Here is an 18,393-nt window from a genome sequence, read left to right as displayed (position 1 = left end):
AAGCCATGTCGGTAGAAGTCTAATTCGGGACATAGGTTATACGCCTTAAGCTATCGCTAGTTTACTTCTACAGACTGGTTAACCACTACTAAAATACAAAATCAGTAACAGTAACCTTGGCTATGCAAACCTAAGGGAAAGCTTTCGGAACCAGGTGGCACCACCCAAGAAGCCGATCTTTACGATCGGCTTTTTTTGTATCTTTAATTCAGATGTTAACTGCTTCAGCAAAGCAGCGAAGTCTTCATAGAGGATGATCCTTCGCTACAAAACTAAAAGTACTTAGATCTGCATTTAGAGTTTCTAAAATAGATGCATAATAAAACTTACTTCCTATGAATTTTAATTGATTCAGATATTCTTTTACTTTTGTTAGGTTCAAAAAATTGATGTCGATGTATTTCCCGAAAAAAAAGAATTGGAGCCTTGTAGTTTTACTCCTCATTTTGCTTACCAGTCAAACGCAAGCCCAATTTGTAAATGGTGGGCAAGGCAAGTTAATGGATAAACAGAATTCTAATCGTTTAAATCCAGGTCTGGGCAAGGAAGTCTTCTCTAAGAAAAACCTTTTGATTTTTGGTGGCATATTAGGTTCTGCATTTTTGCTTGATGAGGTCGTAAAAGATGGCATGACGCATAATCAGACTGGTTTTATGGACAATTTTACTGATATCAGTAATGAGTTTGGAGAAAAAAAATATATGGCACCAGCCACATTAGCAACTTGGGCTATTGCTACTGCGATAAATGATGAAAGATTAGCAACAACGGCAATGAATTCTGCAAAAGCATTAATTTGTGGAGCTGTTTTAACTGAGAGTGCCAAATTTATTGCAGGTCGTTCTCGTCCTGATATGAATAGAGGCTCTATGCATTTCGACGCTTTTAACGGGACAGAAAACGGCTTGAAATCTTTTCCTTCAGGGCATGCTTTTGTTGCATGGTCTGTGTTTACGCCATTTGCACAAGAATATTCTAAATGGATTTATGTGATTCCTGCTAGTGTGAGTTTAGCTAGGATGTATCGCAATAGGCATTGGTTTTCTGATGTGATTTTAGGTGGTGGTATTGGTTATTTTGCAGGTCTTTATTTTCATAAAAGGAAGAATCAGAAAGTGCTATTCGATGGAAATGGTATAGTTATTAAGTTTTAAAATGTAGAATGTCATTTTTTAGCTAAGAACTTATTTGTACTTTTCCAATCCTAAATTTCAATGAAATTTCACAAAACAAATTAATATGAGTGTAGCAACAGTTTTAAAAAGTTTCCCCAAAACTTTTTGGGTAGCAAATACAATTGAGTTATTTGAGCGTTGGGCTTGGTATGGTTTCTTCATGCTATTTGCAACTTACCTTACTGGATCATCTGATGCTGGTGGACTTGAGTTTACCCAATCGGAGAAAGGTATGATTATGGGTATTGGTACAGGTATTCTTTATTTTTTGCCTGTTATTACTGGGTCTATTGCCGATAAGTATGGTTATCGTCGTGTCTTATTCCTATCGTTTATCATTTATATATCTGCTTTCATACTTTTACCTCAACTAGATACATATACAGGGGTTTTTATAGCCTATTTATACTTGGCCCTAGGTGCAGCGTTATTTAAGCCTATTGTGTCTGCAACGGTTGCAAAAACGACAACTGATGAAAATGCATCTATTGGTTTCGGTATTTTTTATATGATGGTAAATATTGGAGCCTTCTTTGGTCCTTTAGTCACTTTATTATTTAAAGGTTCTCAGTTGATTTTTTATATATCAGCAGCCATTATGTTGGTGAATTTTATTCTTCTATTTTTCTTCGACGAGCCTAAAACAGCTGAAGAAAAAAAGGAAGCATCAAGTAATAGTTTTGTACAATTGATTCAAACTTTAATTGTATCGACCTTAATATTTATGTCCTTATTTGGAGTTTTTCTAGTGATTTGGATAATAGAACGTCCTCTGTTTATTGTTCGATTATTTTTCCCTTATGGTAAGCAAATTGCCTTTCGTTGGGCGAGTTTCGTAAATACGCTGTCTATTGGAGAGTCTAATAAATCAATTTTTAATAATACAACAAGCATCTTTAAGGATACTAAGTTTATAACTTTCTTGGTTATTGTATCAGGATTTTGGACAATGTACTTACAACTCTTCTTCACATTGCCAGTGTTTATTACACAGTGGGTTGATACTTCAAGTATATTTAATTTTTTTAGTGAGTATATGCCATTTTTCAGTAATAATTATGGTACAGCTACTGGGCAAATAGACGCTGAATTTATCACTAATCTAGATGCCTTATTCATTATTGTTTTCCAGATTATAGTTTCATCTCTTGTTATGAAAATGAAGCCACTTTCTTCGATGATGGTTGGTTTCTTTGTATGTGCCATTGGTATGACACTAACTTTAGTGACTCAGAACGTAATGTTTACTATTGGAGCGATGTTTATATTCGCTATTGGAGAAATGGCTGGCTCGCCAAAAATTACGGAGTATATAGGTCGTATTGCACCAGCCGATAAGAAAGCTATTTATATGGGGTATTCATTTATTCCCGTTTTTATTGGAAATGTATTGGCTGGATTTATTTCTGGCGATGTTTACGAAAGAATATCGGATAAAGTTCTACTTGTGAAGGCAGAGGCTTCTAGTCTTGATTTATCTATTCCTACAGGACTTTCGAACAATGCTTATTTTGATACCGTTGCTCATAAAATGAATATGACGTCTATGGAATTAACTCGCCATTTGTGGGATAAATACAATCCCTCACAAATTTGGTATGTGATTTTTGCAATTGGGTTAATATCTGTGATTTCACTTTTTATTTACGATCGTTTTTTAATTAAAGGGGATAATGCGAAATAATTAAAACTTCATATCATATTCCAATGAGCCTTAATCAGAGAATTAAGGCTCATTTTTTTTTCTATGTGAATAAGGAATAATTATTAGAAATTTTATGCTCTTGGGCGTGACACAGATCTTGTAATCGAAAAAGATAAGGGCCAATAATCGATGTGGGTTTGGATATACAACTTCTCTTGGTAGTGAATTCTTCGGGCTAGTTTACTTTTTTTAAAGAACTGAATAAGTTAGCTTATGACTATTTGTTCTATAATGAATAACGGGAGTATATATCTAGAATAGATTGAATGAAATGAAAAAAGCCCTAATCTAGGTTTAGATTAGGGCTTGCAATTATATTTTTTACTCCTTGAATAAGTACATGGTTCGAATCTGAGAATCGGGTTTACCAATTAAATTTTTGAGGTAATCTTTTTTATCATATAGAACACCAGCTTTTTGGACGTAACCTTTACAAAGTGGTGTCGCTACATGCCAAGTACCACTCAAGCTACTATCTTTAAAGCTTACCACTTTAACAAGAGTGTGTGCGTCAACAGTAATCAAACAGTGTTTGTAATTTTTAGCTTCGAGTAAAGCACTACCAATTGTTTCGTAATTTATATCTATCGTTTTATCCGCTCTCGATTTCGCAATCTCGCAGATACTAACAATGGGTTGTTCTTCATCTAGCACTTTACCATCAAGTTTAACAATGTCCGTTAAAAATTGTTTAAGAACGATTATTTTTGTGTTTTGTGCGTGACTAGATAAGCTAGTGAAAACAAAAAGTATGATTATGATATTCTTCAGACGTTTCATATTAATTGTGTTTTGTGTTGTTGAGTGATTATGTTTCTTTTTTATTGTTTTTTTATTCGGTCAAACATACAAAATATGTTTAGTATAATGAGTGTGTTATGACGGCTTAATTTAGGTTTAAATATGTTTTATGAATGTTTTATTCTAATATTTATTCTTTCTGAAAGATTTTTGTTTTGCTAATTAAGCATATTTAAATACTTTTGTCGAGCATAGGCCCCATAGTTCAAGGGATAGAACAAGCGTTTCCTAAACACTAGATGCAGGTTCGAGTCCTGCTGGGGTCACTTATAATCCTCGTGAGTAAATACTTGCGAGGATTTTTGTTTTTAGCTACTACAGTTTAACTCTTTCCCTGTTGTAATAATCTTGTTTAAAATTGATTGTTTTACTCAAATCTTGTGTATTTTAGACTAAGAAAATATAAAGCAAAATGACTTGCTAACATATAGTCTTACTTGTATTTACAGATGTTTAGTATTGAGGGGTATGAAGAAAATGGTAACACAAAACGATTTAAACAGCAACTCTAGCCATGAATAAAGAAACGTTTCATTATATTTTATTGGTCGTCATAACAATAGTCATTGCTTTTTTACTGTCAATGATTTTAAGGAAAATACTTAATGTGTTTATTACCAAATATGCGAAGAGGTTGAAAACCGATCCGACTAATTTCTCATTTATAAAAAATTCAGTAGGCTTTATAATTTATACCATAGCCATCATTTTTATCTTTATTAAGATACCTTATTTAAAGTCACTAGGAACAGCCCTTTTTGCTGGTGCTGGTATACTTACGGTGATTGTTGGTTTTGCATCTCAAAAAGCATTTGCAAATATAATTAGTGGCATATTTATTCTGATTTTTAAGCCCTTTAAAATATCCGATATTATAGAATTTAAAGATGGTCAAAAAGGTGTTGTTGAGGAGATTACTTTAAGGCATACCATGATTAAAGATTTTGAGAATAGACGAATCATTATTCCCAATAGTGTTATTAGTGAAGAAACGATTATCAACAGTAATATTCACGACGAGAAAATAAGAAAGCATATTGTATTTTCGATTAGTTACGATTCCAATATTGACAAAGCGATTGATATTATTCGCGACGAAGTACAAAAGCATCCTATGCTAATCGATAACCGAACAAAAGAGGAGATTGCGAACAATGAACCTTGCGTTATTGTTCGTGTGATTGCATTATCCGATTTTTCGGTAGACATAAAAGCCTATGTTTGGACAGCAGGAAACAGCAATGCTTTTAGTATTCAATGTGACCTTTTAAAATCAGTTAAGGAAAGATTTGATAAAGAAGGCATAGAAATTCCATTCCCATATAGAACAATTGTTTATAAAAAAGACATGACAAATGGCGAAGAAAATTCTAAATAGAAAGAGATTGAACCCATCGATGCCTATTTTTACTGGGGTTAGGTATGCTGAAAAGCTTGGTGTTCAGTTATTCAAATATAATGAGAATGCGTGTTTTGAGAATATAAATTTTTCTCAAAAGAATTTCGATGGTTTTCTTTTAGATGATTCTCAATATTGGCTTAATATTCATGGATTACACGATACTGAAAAAATTAAAAATATCTGTGCTAAAATTGGTGTTGACGACTTGGCTATTCAGGATATACTTGATATTAATCAGAGACCTAAATTTCAGAATTATGAAAATAATTGGTTTTTCACTTTAAAATCGATTATCCCTTCAGAAGATTCTCAATTAGAACAGGAACAGTTTAGTTTTATATTAGGACATAATTTTTTAATATCATTTCAAGAAAAAAAAGCAGATTATTTTGAGCATATTAGAGAGAGGCTTAGAAATAATGTAGGAATAACACGTAAAAGTGGTTCTGATTATCTCTTATTCTTATTACTTGAAGCGATTTTAGATAATTATTTTAAAACAGTATACGATATTGAAGTAAAAATTGAAAAATTAGGTTTTTTTGATATGGATACAGATCCTTCGCCTATATCATTAAAAACAATTGAGTTTTATAAACGCCAAATTTATCAGATAAAAAAAACGATAGTTCCCATAAAGGATTTTGTAACAAAAATAGAACGAGAGCAGTTTGGTTTTATTCAGGAAAAGGATATTAAGTACTTCTATGAACTTAGAGATCTTTGTTTATCATTAATTGATGATTGTGAACAGATTGATCTTAGGTTGGAGAGTAGTAGTAACTTGTTTTTTTCGGTGCAAGGTCATCGTATGAATCAGGTGATGAAAACTTTAACCATTGTTGCTACAATTTTTATTCCCCTTACTTTTATTGCTGGTATATATGGCATGAATTTTTCGAATATGCCCGAATTAAATTGGGAATGGGGTTATTTAGGTGTTTGGCTTGTCATCTTATTGGTATTTATGATGATGTTAGTTTATTTTAGAAAGAAGAAATGGTTTTGATTTTACCTGTTGGGACACGACATTTCGTATCCGTGCGATATTGAGTTTTTCTTTTTGTTGATTTTCTCTTTTGGGACACGACATGTTGTGTCCGTGCGATATTGAGTTTTTCTTTTTGTTGATTTTCCCCGTTGGGACACGACATGTCGTGTCCGTACCCTAAGAAGGCTATTTGAATTTATCTTTATCCCAATTTCCGGGATTGTTTTTAATGTAATTGGATATGTTTTGAAAAGCGCGATCGTCTCGGATGATACGATCGTGAAATCGTCCTTGCCAAGCGAAATTTTCATGTCCGTTCTTTCTGCTCCATCGGGTTAATGTCGATTTAAATTGGCCTAATATTGCCGATAGAGATCCAGCTATGGTTTTCCCAAATTGATTTTTTTTTGTTGGGACACGACATGTCGTGTCCGTATGATATTTTGATCTTTCCAAATTGATTTCTCCTCGTTGGTCTTCTCCTCGTTGGTCTTCTCCTCGTTGGGACACGACATGTCGTGTCCGTTCTTTGATTTGCGGCTCGCCTACGATTCCTATGATGCCATGAATATGATTAGGCATAATTATAAATTCGCCTAATTCTATATGAGGGAAATGGTTGGGTATCTCTTCCCAATAAAATTTAGCTTGTTCTCCTATTGCTGATAGATGCATTTGCCCTGCTTCAATTTCTCCAAAGCTATGTTTCCTATTTTTTGTGCAAATGGTAATAAAATACCATCCTTGCGAGCTGTAATCAAAATTGCGGAGGCGTATATGTTTGCGATTTCTCATATCTTCTGCGATTTAACTACCATTAAATTACAGAATTCACTCGTATTATAAAAATAGCATTGCGCAGATGTTATGAGTTATTACTGTTTGTCGTACGATCTTTTGTAAAGGCTTAAATAGGAAGTGAGCTCACTATTTGGCTGAAAATTAAAATTCCTCCTCAAGAATAACTCGGGGAGGGAATTTGTTGTATTTCGATGAGTGATGAACTAAATACCTATTGTTTTTGTAAGAAGAAAGTGATCTAAATCAGTCTCGTTTTCAAATGGAATTTTAGAATAATCATTTTGTTTCAAAAATTCAGAAAGTGATTTTTTATTATCGAAATAATAAAATAGATTTCCTTCATAGTTGTAAACAAAACATGTCTCTTTATTACCATTATTAGATAATTCAAGTTCTTCTATTGTTCTTGATGGTCTTAAATATTTCACCTCAACTTGATTTATAATATTAGGATTAATATTTATGTTTTGCATTGGTAGTGAATTCTTCAATCTCTGTAGATATTGTTATTTGCATGCTTGTTTCTGATACATCAGTAAATTCATACCAGATTGAATCGTTATATCCAAAAGATGGTGTGTTATGAAAACTAAATTTAGGAATTCCCCATAAATTAGGATAAAACCAAAGATCTTCAATAAGATTTTCTGTAATGCATCCCTTGATAAACTTTAATGAAATCTTAGATGTATTAGAAAAAATAACTTCACCGTATTCTTTATAATTATTTTCATCGCGAAAAAGATATTCAAACTTAATATTTGGCATGTTGTTTTTTATGCAAATTTACTCAGTTATTTATCGGTAATCCACGGACTATAAGTCACATTATCCAATTGCCATTTTAGCAGATTCTTTCCAAATATATGGTGGCATTGATTCTTTCAATTCCCATTTAATATTCATAGGTTTTTCACCTTCATAATCCATGATATTCCCTTCTCCTAAGAAGACAAATCCCATGGTGTTTTTATATTGATCTTCATTGGCTTCTCGTACGAATAGAAGTATCTTTTTCTTTAATTCACGATGTTTGATATAGCTTTCACCTTTTCCTTTATCGGGACGGGATGAATTTTGAGATTGCCAATGAAATATATGATCACTTAATGCAAAATCATTATAAAGTGTCGTTGGTGAATAGTCTTTCTCCGATTTATTAAGCGTAATGAAAAGTAATTCTGTGTTTTTATCTTTCAAATATTGAACACCTTCTCTTGAACTTGGTTTTTTATCAAAAGAATAGAAGCTAAATGCGGATAATATTTGATCCCGAATATATCTACCATGAACTTGTAATGGCATTGGATAACCAAGATCAATTTCTTGTTCTATAAAGTCAATTCTATCTAAAAGTAATTTTATTAATTCTTTCATTTCATCTACTAGAACAGTGTTCTGTCCGATTGCTTTAATGCTTTCGGTAATATCGGCGAAGCCTCCAGCCTCTTGCCAAACATCGTAATGTAACATCAGGCACATGTGTTTTTCTTCATCTGAAAGTTGTTCGTATTTCAGTTGAAACTTATTCTTTATGCAATATAATATAAAAGTGAAATAAGAAGCAGAGCGACAACTAAGCCATTTTAATTGTATTGCTCTAGATATTTCTAATTCATTTTTCGATTCAAAATCAGGAATAACACCTGCGTTTGCACAAAGTCTTTTCCAACTTCGTTTCTTATAAATTTGATGAATTGGGATATGATAGAATTCTATGAAATTTTTGATTGTTAATTCTAAATTAGTGTTGTGCTTGAAATCTCTAATACGTTGAATTAATTGATTCTTATTTAGATTTATGGCACGTTTAATATTGTCTAGAATAAAGTCTTTAGCTTTTTTCTCCAAGATAATTGAACAACCTAATGGGAGATGAGGAAATTCATTTTCTATTTCATTTTGGGTTGACGTGTTGGTTTTACCGATGAGAGCTCTAAACTTTCCTTCAAAATCATATTCAGGTCTAGAATTACCAACAAAGTCGAGTACTGTTAAACAATCTTTATTATCTGATAATCGTAAACCTCGACCTAATTGTTGTAGGAATACAGTTAAGCTTTCAGTGGGTCTTAAAAATAATACGGTATCAATCTCGGGTATGTCAACTCCCTCGTTAAAAATATCTACTACGAATAAATAGTTGATTTCTTTATTGAGGAATTTATCTTTAATTTGATCACGACCACTGTTATTTAAACTAGTTAGATAATCGGCTTTATAATTGGCTAATGTGAATTTTTTAGCCATGTATTTTGCGTGCTCTTGCGTAACACAAAAACATAATGCTCTTACTTCATGAGGTTCTGCAATATGTTTCTCAATATTGTTGAGTATATGTCTTACTCTATCATCATTTTTTGTGTAAATCTTTGTTAGTTCACTTGGTATGTATTTTCCATTTTTCCATGTCAGTCTTGATAAGTCAACATTATCTGTAACTCCAAAATATTGAAATGGGCATAGTAAACCTTTATTCAAGGCTTGTGGTAATCGTATCTCTGCTGCTATCACATTACAGAAATCGGATAAAATATCAGCACCATCCATTCTTTCTGGTGTTGCTGTAAGTCCAAGTAGAATTTCGGGTTTAAACTTATCTAGAACAGGGCGATAACTCGAAGCCTTAATATGATGGACTTCATCCACAATTATAAAATCATAGAATGATTCTGATAAGGATAAAGTATCGATCTTATTTTTTAATGTTTGAATTGATGCAAAAACGCAATCATATTTTTCAGGTTCGTTCCCATTGCCCCATAATTCGCCAAAATTTGCATCTCGTAATACGGCTTGAAAAGTCGCTTGAGCTTGTTCTAATATTTCCTTTCTATGAGCTATAAATAATAACTTCGCTGTAGGATTGTTTTGTTTGTATTTTTTGAAATCAAATGCCGAAATTATAGTTTTGCCTGTTCCTGTAGCAGCAACAATTAAATTTCTAAATCTGTTGTGAACTCTACGTTCAGCGTCTAGTTTTTCGAGTATTTCTTTTTGAAAGTTATATGGATTTATATCAAAAAAAGTAGTGAAAGGGTTTTTACCTAAATGATGTTCAGCCTTAAGAGCTTTCTTTAGTTTTGTTAGGTCTTTATTAGGATCATAATTTTCAAATTCACTATTTTGCCAATAGGTATCGAATGTTTTCCTGAATTTTTCAATTAGATGGCTAACTTCTTTAGTTGTTAATTTAATATTCCACTCAAGGCCATTGGTTAGGGCAGAACGAGAAATATTTGATGAACCTATATATCCTGTATGAAAGCCCGTTTCCCTTAAGAATAAATAAGCTTTAGCATGTAATCTTTCATTACTAGTATTATAAGACACCTTTATTTTTGTATTGGGTAATGACGCCAAAAATTCAACAGCCTTTGCATCAGTTGCACCCATATATGAGGTTGTAATTATTCTTAGCTGACCACCTCTGCTTGTAAATTTCCTTAATTCTTTCTCGAATATTCGAATACCTGTCCATTTTATAAAAGACACTAGAAAATGGATTCGATCAGATGATAGAATTTCTTTTTTGATTTCGCTTTCCATTGAAATGCCAGCATTACTGCCAGTAAATAGTTCACTTTGGGACAAGCCACTTTGTGGAGTTATCTCTTTTAAGTGTCTTTTTATATCTGAGAATCTCGCATCTAGTTTTGTAAAAACAGCTGATAATATTCGCCCTTCTGTATCAATTAAATCATCCTCAAAATCCTCATCATTAAGCTGATCCCTTAATAAAAGTATGATATTATTACAAACATCTATTTGTCTCTCTATTGAATTGTCCCCTGAAATTTGGCTTAAGCCTTGCTGGATAATATTTACGGTGTAATTTGTTAAGATTTGGGATGCTTCAGCCTTATCTATTTTCACCTTGTTAATATGATATTGATTTTTTTCTAAATTATCCAATTTACTTTTTAGTAGCTGGTTAATCAATGCCTCGTATAAACCATCTTTTATCATGCAGAGAATATTTAATTATTCATAAAAGTTGAGTTTTTAAAGGTAGTTTTTTCTTTTTATACATAATAAATCCATAAGAAGTAAATCTATCCAAATGTGACTTATATGTCAACGGACTATGAGTCACGTTTTGAGTTTGTTTTCTAGAATTATGTAGCGAGTTGTATAGATCTTTGTGGGATAGGGTTTTGTGTTTTATGCTTGTTGAGATGTTTTTCTATCATGTTGCAGTTTTCCGGCATCACGTCATTATGATACTGCATAAACTTATAATTTATTTAAGGCTCTTAATTCCTACATCTCAATTTAGGCGAATGGTTAATTTATTATAGCTTTGTCGGACTCTATAAAAAGCAATAAAAAAACAGATGCAGCAGCTTATAATTGGGATTCATGGTTTGGGCAATAAAGCTCCAAAATCGCTTTTGGCAAAGTGGTGGAAAGAAGCCATGATTGAAGGAATGGCTCAGGCCAATTGCCCCAAAACTCTACCCAAGTTCGAAATGGTTTATTGGGCCGATATTCTTTACGATCAGCCTCTAGATCTATGGTCTGAGGATGAGGACAGCCCTTATTTTTTGAGAGAGCAGTTTCAAAAATCTCCACAAAATAAGGTGATTGAAGAGCAAAGCGTTCGTCATAAAGTGAATGGTTTTATCAGCGAAAAGTTGAGCAACATTTTTCTTAACGAAGATAAAACACTCAATTACAGTTTTATTACCGATAGTATTCTTAAAAAACATTTTCCCGATTTGGATGCCTACTATAAGGCCGATGTGCAGCAGGAAGGCGAGATGCCTTCTCATGTTCGCGATCAGATTAGGGAGAGGTTGGTGCAGGTGATTAAAAAATACAAGAATCATCAGATTATGATACTTGCTCATTCTATGGGTAGTATTGTGAGTTATGATGTTTTAAATTTTATGATACCCGAAATACCTATTCATAGCCTAATTACTATGGGGTCGCCATTGGGTTTGCCTATTGTGATTGGTAAAATTGCTGCCGAGCAAAAGGTGCGTTTAAATGGACAGCCTGCTTTAATGAGCCCTCCAGGCATTAGGGGTCATTGGTATAATTTGGCTGATATAACCGATCATGTTGCGCTACATTACAAGTTGGCCGACGATTTTCTTAGTAATGAAACAGGCATTCATCCCATCGATATTTTGGTGAACAATACCTACCAAATGAATGGAGTGAAAAATCCCCACAAATCTTTTGGTTACCTGCAAGCTCCCGAATTTGCAAGTATTTTGGCTGACTTTATACTTGAGCCTCTACCTAGCTTAAGACAAAGAGCATGGGCTAAGTTGCAGTTGCTTATGAAAAAAGCTAAAGACAAGCTTAAAGTTCATATGAATTGATATTGAGGTAATTTGTTTTGTGGAAACTCATGCATTGCGTTTTTATGTCGAATCTATAAATTATATTTATACGTTGAAAAATAATTTTGTCTCTAATGATTTTAGCAATTGGGCTTTCCGCCCAAACCCGACATCATTTCTTGTCTTGAAACAAGAAACGAAGCAAAGAAATTCAAGGCTTCTTTTTTAATATTTTTCTTATTTGCCTCAGACTTAAGTGCGGCCGAGTGATTTTCGAACAAGTTCTCAACTTCTCGGTCTTTCTAAAGTCTTCGTTAAACAAAATACATTAAAAAAAGATGCCATCTCTTAAGTCGCTCAAAAAACAAACTTATTATTTTAATTTGGTCTATATCAATTAATATGTGATATTATTAAAAACGTTTAGGACGCTATTTGTTGTAGATATCTTAAAAAAGACGTGATTTATCACGTCTTTATTTTTTGTAGATACATAATGTGTTGTGTTTCTATATTTTTGGTATCAACTTTAATTTCTAACAATTTTCACCAATTCTGTAACGGTATCAAGTTTACCTTTTTTATTGTATGATTCACTGCGAATGGTACCAATATCTTGTATAATCCAAGTTACATTGCTAATGTTTACTTTAAGGAAACCTATTTTGCTTTTTACATCTTCCGATATTTTGTAGCAATCGAAACTACCTGCAGGCGTTGTAATATTTTCAAGGGCTTCAACTTTACGGTTTACAATGTTTGTCGTCATACTCATTAAGTCACTGGCAAGTTCTATACTGATTGAACCATCTTTTAGATTCATACCTGGAGAAAGTTTGGAAGGGTACATGAGATCATTTGTGGTCATTTTTATTTCCATGTTTTTGAATCCTTTCAATTGTTTTTGGTCTAGGTATTTTTCCATATCAATGTAAAATTCATTTCCCTTGCAACGGAATCCGATTGTGTCTTGCAGTATGATTTTTTCTGGCTTTTTAGGATCCTTATGTGTTTGTAGTAATTCAAACACTGTTTCACCAGCATTTTCTTTTATAGATATGACTTTCTGAGAATAGACAGATTGTAATTTTCCTTTTGCATTTCTTATTTCATAATGCAATTCTGTACCTACATCACCCGGAATAAATAGGGTGCAATCTTGACTTAAAGCATTTAGGCTAAAGAAGATAATTAAAGCGAATAAACTAAAATATTTTTTCATGAGTTTAAATTTGGTTTTGAAAACCTAGCAAAGATACCTAAATTTCAGCTGTAATATGATTGTCAGCTAGGCAAGTTTATAGACGTGTTCTTGCAAGTAAATTGATACCTAAATTTACGGAATTCTATACAAAGGGGGAAATAAATATAATGGAGGTTCTTTTTTGTGATTTTGGTAAGGAAAGTAGATAGTAATTTGAGGGAAAGGTTTACAGAAGGCTTAACGGAAATTATGAAAGGATAATTATTTTAGGAGAAAAAATAAATGACAGAGGATGTAAATTCAAATTCCCCAATCATTCATGTTGATTGGGGAATTTGGTTTTTATGGGTAGAGACGCGATTCAGTGCGTATTTTACATCATGTTTTCACGTTGCGTATATATTAATAAAGACGTGATTTATCACGTCTTTATGTCACTTATTTATAATTATAAAGTTTATGGTGAAAAAGATAACTAGCTGTTTGGTAATAGGTAATAGCGTCTTTTAATTCATGTTGATCAAGTTTCTTCGTATTTTGATCCAGATCAATAACTTGAAAAGCCTCAGTTCGTTTGGTTGGGAGCTGAACGGTTAATTGATTGTTTCGTAACAGTCCAATCTTTTGATAGGTACCTAATAAGGCACGATTAGGTTTATCGAGAAGGATATCTTTCCCGAAAAATTTAGATTTGTAATCCATATTCAGTAGCCCTAGAATGGTTGGTGCAAAATCAATTTGAGATGCCAAGCTTGTATTCTCTTCAGGTTGGATTATTTCTGGTGCATATATAATTAATGGAATATGATATTTTTTAACAGGTAGTGATGTTTTTCCAGCACTTGATGCACAATGATCGGCAACAATTACAAAAATTGTATTCTTAAACCAAGCATGCTTTTTAGCATCACGAAGAAATTTCGCAATGGCATAATCGGTGTATTTTACAGCGCCTTTTCTACCCGAATGTGAAGGAATATCAATTTTCCCATCAGGATAAGTGTACGGACGGTGATTAGATGTTGTCATAATAAAATTATGAAAAGGTTTCCCTACTTTATAGGCACTATCAGCAACTTGAGTAGCCTTGGCAAACAAATCTTCGTCACAAACTCCCCACGCATTTTCGAATGTAATTTCTTTGTCAAGAAAAGCTTTTCTGTCTACTATATTGTAACCGCTATTCTCAAAGAAATAATTCATATTATCGAAATAGCCATTACCTGCATAAATAAAATTGCTTTGGTAGCCTTTCGATTTCAAAACACTACCTAGCGTAAATAAACCTTCGTTATTTGGACGTTTTACGATAGAGTAGCCAGGTGTAGGTGGTAACGAAAGTGTTAAAGCTTCCATTCCACGAACGGTTCGTGTTCCGGTTGCGTAAAAGTTGGTGAATAGTAAGGATTGGTTTATTATGGTGTCCATATTTGGTGTGATATCATGTTTTGTATTACCAAATTTGGTGAAGAAAGAAGCACTTAAACTCTCAACTGTGATTAACATGACATTATAGGATTTGTCGTCTCCAGGATAGGTAATTTGTCGTGTTACATCGAATACGTCATCGCTTAAAAACTCACTATTGGGTGTTTTAAGCAAGCTGCGTAAGTTGGTAAAAGCCTCCTTATCGTCAATAGATTGATAAAAGGATTTGTAATCTAATTCGTTGTTTCTGAAAGCAGAGAATATCTGATAAATTCCATCATGTGCCAGTTCGTTTGAATAGGAGTTTTCGCGAATCTCTGCGGAACTCTTATCTATAGAATAAAAGGCAAGCAATGGAATAAGCCACAAAATAAGACTTGTAGTTAGGCGAGATGTAAAACGAGATTTAGAATTGATGACGATGTCAAACCTCTTTTTTACAAGCGCAAATAGACTTGCAGAAAGTAAAAGCATGCCAAAAATAATAATCGACATGGGGTATGATTGCTGAATATTTGAAATGACTTCGTGGGTGTAAACAAGATAATCTACCGCAATAAAATTGTAGCGAACACTAAATTCTTCCCAAAAGAACCATTCTCCAATGCCTGAGAAAACGAGAATTCCAATGGTAATAATGAAAAAGAAATAGGAGATCCAGCGGTGTATTTTTGTATTAAATAATCGATCGGGAATAACTAAAAGGTAGAATACAAATGGAATAATAAAATACGATATGGCTACCAAATCGTAAAATAAGCCAAAAGCATAGATTTTAATGAATGTAAAAAAGTTTAAATCGACCTTGTCAAAATCTTTTATGAGTAGGATACTTCGAATAAGAAAAGATAAGCTCAAGAAGATTAAACTGAATAGAAGAAGCCCTCCATATCGACTCTTGAGAATTTTTGAGAATTTCATGTTTCTTAAGTTGTGAATGATTTTTAAACACAACAAAAGAACATAGTGATTCTAACAAATTTCTAACAAACTTATAAGTGAAAAGTGAAATTGTGTTTAAAATCTTTAAATAAGTATGTCATTCTAAAATTATAGTGATCTGCTATTTTTTTAACAATGGCTAATCCAATGCCCGTAGATCCTTGATTTTGATCTTCTTTATAAAAGCGATTGAAAATTTGATCAGGGTTTTGAATCGCTTCTTCGCCTTGGTTAGAGATGGTAAAACTATCTACTGAAAGTTTAATTAAAATTTCTTTGCCCTTGGAAGAATGATTGATTGCGTTAATAAAAATATTCTGAATTAAAAGGTTTGCTAATCTCTTGTCCATATTTATTAAACAAGGCTGAGTTTCTGAAATATTGACAATCAATTCTCTATCTTGAATAATTTCTTGATACGAATTTAGGTATGAATTAAAAATCTCAGATAAAGATATTGATTCAATGGTATTAAATTGACCATGATCAATTTTGGCTAATAGAAGTAAGGCTTTGCCTATACCTGATAAACGATCGGTAGTTAAATAAATATCTCGAAGTGAGGCTATGGTTTCGTCATCTAAATTAGGTTTGGAAAATAAATTCTCGCATTTAGATCGAATAATGGATAAGGGTGTTTGTATTTCGTGTGCTGCATTTGCAGAGAACTCCTTGGATGCTTTATAGTCAAGCTCCAATCGGTCTGATAAGTTTATTAATACCTGATTTAATTCATCGAATTCATCAATTTTGGTTTCTGATAAATGAAGTTTTATGTGAGAATCAAAAGAATAAGATTTCAATTGTTCGACATTTTTATTAAACCCATTCCAAATTAGAGAATTGAGTCTTTGGGTGAAAAATAGAAAACCAATGAATATTAAAAAAAGGACAACCGAAATCAGACTTGTAAATAATGTAAAAATATCATTGAACTCCATCAGCATATGCCGTGTTGTGATCTTGTATTTTTGATTATTAGTTATAATAACTGTTGAGTATTCGCGAAAAGGTGCTAATTCCTTCTGATTGTTATTATATATAAGCGTATCCTTACTTATTGATACAAGTTTATAGTTTGCATCGACCTTTTCAACAACAGTTGTCGGGTAGATATTATGAATACTATTATCTTTTTTAAAAGTTTCAACCAATTCAGTAGCCTCAAATCTCAATTCCTCATCCATTTCTTGTTTAAGAATGTAGCTGCTCAAAGAAATTATAACGAAATCGGCTACTAAAAATATGATAAGACCATATTTAAAATAAGTTCGATTAATTTTACTCAGTAGTTTCATAATTAGTCGATTTCAAGTCTGTAACCAAATCCATATACGGTTTTGATATAGTTTTCTCCTGTATGGTTTTTAATCTTTTTTCGTAGTCGGTTGATATGTGTATAGATAAAATCGGAATTATCCATAAATATTGAGTTCTCGCCCCATACATGTTCAAAGAGGTTTTCCTTTGTAAGAACTTTCTTTTTGTTCTCGATAAAAAATAATAGTAAATCGAATTCTTTTCTAGTGAAATCTACTTGTTCTCCTTGTATAAAAACGATGTTTGCCTGAGTGTCGATTGTTATTTCTTCAAACTTAAGGATATAACTTGTCGAGTGAAAATTACGTCGCAATAAAGCATTTATTCGAGCGTTAAGTTCCGATAAATGAAAGGGTTTAACAAGATAGTCGTCGGCGCCTAGATTTAATCCATCTATACGATCTTCGAGTTTATCTCGAGCAGAAACAATAATAACACCAGTCTCATTCCAAATGGATTTTATAAATGGGATACAAGTTAAGCCATCTCCATCGGGTAAGCCCAAATCGAGTAGTACAATCTCATATTTATGCTTTTCGAAAAGCAACTTTCCACTATGTATACTATCTGCACAGACACATATAAAGCCAGATTTTTTTAGATAATCTGAAACGAGCTTCTGTAGTTCAATATCGTCTTCAATTAAAAGAATTTCATTTTTCATGCAGATAGTAAGGTGTCAGTTTGAGTATGCTTAGTTGCTTAAGCCTGTAATTTAGAAAAAAAGGTGGAAAGTAAACCCGATGTTATTGCTGAAAGTATTTTGTAATCAAGAATTTAATTGGTTTTTTTAATGATGTATATTTACTCTTTTTTCAATCTTAGCCATTTATTTTTTCCGATTGTCAAAGTTCCAATTATCCCAATAACAAATAACACTATAATTCCAGTGCCTAAATTTTTTGAAATAAGACCATAACTAAACATCATAAGCCCAATTATAGGTAAAATACTTCCAGAAAATAGGAGTATTTTATTTAGAAATTTATTTCCATTAACGATTATCCTGTCGCTTTCTGATAAATTCCGCAATTCCATTTTTTCACTTCCACACCATTGGATTTTTGCTTTTATTGATTCATTTTCATCTGGAATTTCAATAATTTTTTCTTCTCCGTTTTTCAATTCCGTTAGAATCCTGTTTCCGACTAATATTTTATATGAAAAATTCTTATTGAAACTCTCTTTCGGTCTATGTATCGTAATGTTTTTCATATTTATTAAACTTTACTGACGTTTAGTTTCTTATTTTAATCTGCCTTATACCTTACGGATTGTTGATAAAGACGTGATAAATCACGTCTCTACCCTTATGTTTTTTTGTTTT

Annotated in this window: 15 protein-coding genes and 1 tRNA gene; 6 read left to right on the top strand and 10 right to left on the bottom strand. The window is 32.6% G+C overall.

The window, feature by feature from the left end:
* The first annotated feature begins 395 nt into the window (after positions 1–395).
* Positions 396–1,154 carry a phosphatase PAP2 family protein gene (locus tag EMN46_RS02100; RefSeq protein WP_195715159.1) on the top strand — a complete coding sequence of 253 codons (759 nt, stop codon included), beginning with the start codon at positions 396–398 and terminating at the stop codon, positions 1,152–1,154.
* Positions 1,155–1,239: 85 nt separating this feature from the next.
* Positions 1,240–2,859, top strand: a complete 1,620-nt coding sequence (locus tag EMN46_RS02095) for an MFS transporter (RefSeq protein ID WP_154199008.1) — start codon at positions 1,240–1,242, stop codon at positions 2,857–2,859.
* Between the two features lie 342 nt (positions 2,860–3,201).
* On the opposite strand, the gene EMN46_RS02090 is transcribed toward EMN46_RS02095, so the two are convergent.
* Positions 3,202–3,660: a hypothetical protein gene (locus tag EMN46_RS02090; protein ID WP_154199007.1), complete on the bottom strand. Its 459-nt coding sequence runs from the start codon at positions 3,658–3,660 to the stop codon at positions 3,202–3,204.
* A gap of 215 nt (positions 3,661–3,875) precedes the next feature.
* On the opposite strand from EMN46_RS02090, the gene EMN46_RS02085 reads away from it, so the two are divergent.
* The 3 genes from EMN46_RS02085 (at position 3,876) to corA (ending at position 6,092) form a co-directional block, all read left to right on the top strand.
* Positions 3,876–3,947: transfer RNA gene (locus tag EMN46_RS02085), tRNA-Arg, on the top strand.
* 248 nt (positions 3,948–4,195) lie between these two features.
* Positions 4,196–5,059, top strand: coding sequence for a mechanosensitive ion channel family protein (locus EMN46_RS02080; RefSeq protein WP_154199006.1), 864 nt, complete (start codon positions 4,196–4,198; stop codon positions 5,057–5,059).
* On the top strand, positions 5,037–6,092 hold the full coding sequence (gene corA / locus EMN46_RS02075; protein WP_154199005.1) for a magnesium/cobalt transporter CorA: 1,056 nt from the start codon (positions 5,037–5,039) through the stop codon (positions 6,090–6,092). The genes EMN46_RS02080 and corA overlap by 23 nt, the downstream gene beginning before the upstream one ends.
* Positions 6,093–6,260: 168 nt before the next feature.
* Here the strand turns inward: corA and EMN46_RS02070 are convergent, their stop codons facing one another.
* The 4 genes from EMN46_RS02070 to EMN46_RS02055 form a co-directional block, all read right to left on the bottom strand.
* On the bottom strand, positions 6,261–6,869 hold the full coding sequence (locus EMN46_RS02070) for a transposase (RefSeq protein ID WP_368667482.1): 609 nt from the start codon (positions 6,867–6,869) through the stop codon (positions 6,261–6,263).
* A gap of 209 nt (positions 6,870–7,078) precedes the next feature.
* A complete protein-coding gene (locus EMN46_RS02065; RefSeq protein WP_154199003.1) occupies positions 7,079–7,348 on the bottom strand; it encodes a hypothetical protein in 270 nt (89 codons plus the stop codon).
* Positions 7,329–7,643, bottom strand: coding sequence for a hypothetical protein (locus EMN46_RS02060; RefSeq protein ID WP_154199002.1), 315 nt, complete (start codon positions 7,641–7,643; stop codon positions 7,329–7,331). The genes EMN46_RS02065 and EMN46_RS02060 overlap by 20 nt, the downstream gene beginning before the upstream one ends.
* Before the next feature lie 60 nt (positions 7,644–7,703).
* Entirely contained in the window at positions 7,704–10,844 is a 3,141-nt protein-coding gene (locus EMN46_RS02055) for a DEAD/DEAH box helicase (protein ID WP_154199001.1), read from the bottom strand.
* 368 nt (positions 10,845–11,212) lie between these two features.
* Here EMN46_RS02055 and EMN46_RS02050 point away from each other — a divergent pair, with 368 nt between their 5' ends.
* Positions 11,213–12,211 carry a hypothetical protein gene (locus EMN46_RS02050; protein WP_154199000.1) on the top strand — a complete coding sequence of 333 codons (999 nt, stop codon included), beginning with the start codon at positions 11,213–11,215 and terminating at the stop codon, positions 12,209–12,211.
* A gap of 490 nt (positions 12,212–12,701) precedes the next feature.
* On the opposite strand, the gene EMN46_RS02045 is transcribed toward EMN46_RS02050, so the two are convergent.
* From EMN46_RS02045 to EMN46_RS02025, 5 genes are all read right to left on the bottom strand, one after another.
* Positions 12,702–13,394, bottom strand: coding sequence for a hypothetical protein (locus EMN46_RS02045; protein WP_154198999.1), 693 nt, complete (start codon positions 13,392–13,394; stop codon positions 12,702–12,704).
* Positions 13,395–13,814: 420 nt separating this feature from the next.
* On the bottom strand, positions 13,815–15,725 hold the full coding sequence (locus EMN46_RS02040) for an LTA synthase family protein (protein WP_154198998.1): 1,911 nt from the start codon (positions 15,723–15,725) through the stop codon (positions 13,815–13,817).
* Between the two features lie 71 nt (positions 15,726–15,796).
* Positions 15,797–17,044, bottom strand: a complete 1,248-nt coding sequence (locus tag EMN46_RS02035) for a sensor histidine kinase KdpD (protein ID WP_154198997.1) — start codon at positions 17,042–17,044, stop codon at positions 15,797–15,799.
* Between the two features lie 2 nt (positions 17,045–17,046).
* Positions 17,047–17,730: a response regulator transcription factor gene (locus EMN46_RS02030; protein WP_154198996.1), complete on the bottom strand. Its 684-nt coding sequence runs from the start codon at positions 17,728–17,730 to the stop codon at positions 17,047–17,049.
* A 140-nt stretch (positions 17,731–17,870) separates the two neighbouring features.
* A complete protein-coding gene (locus tag EMN46_RS02025) occupies positions 17,871–18,281 on the bottom strand; it encodes a hypothetical protein (RefSeq protein WP_154198995.1) in 411 nt (136 codons plus the stop codon).
* Positions 18,282–18,393: the final 112 nt, after the last annotated feature.

Origin of the sequence: Ancylomarina sp. 16SWW S1-10-2 (assembly GCF_009669305.1) — a bacterium.
In the GTDB taxonomy this organism is placed as follows: domain Bacteria; phylum Bacteroidota; class Bacteroidia; order Bacteroidales; family Marinifilaceae; genus Ancylomarina.
The sequence above is the reverse complement of the archived record's forward strand: the minus strand, read 5'-3'. Positions and strand labels throughout refer to the sequence as shown.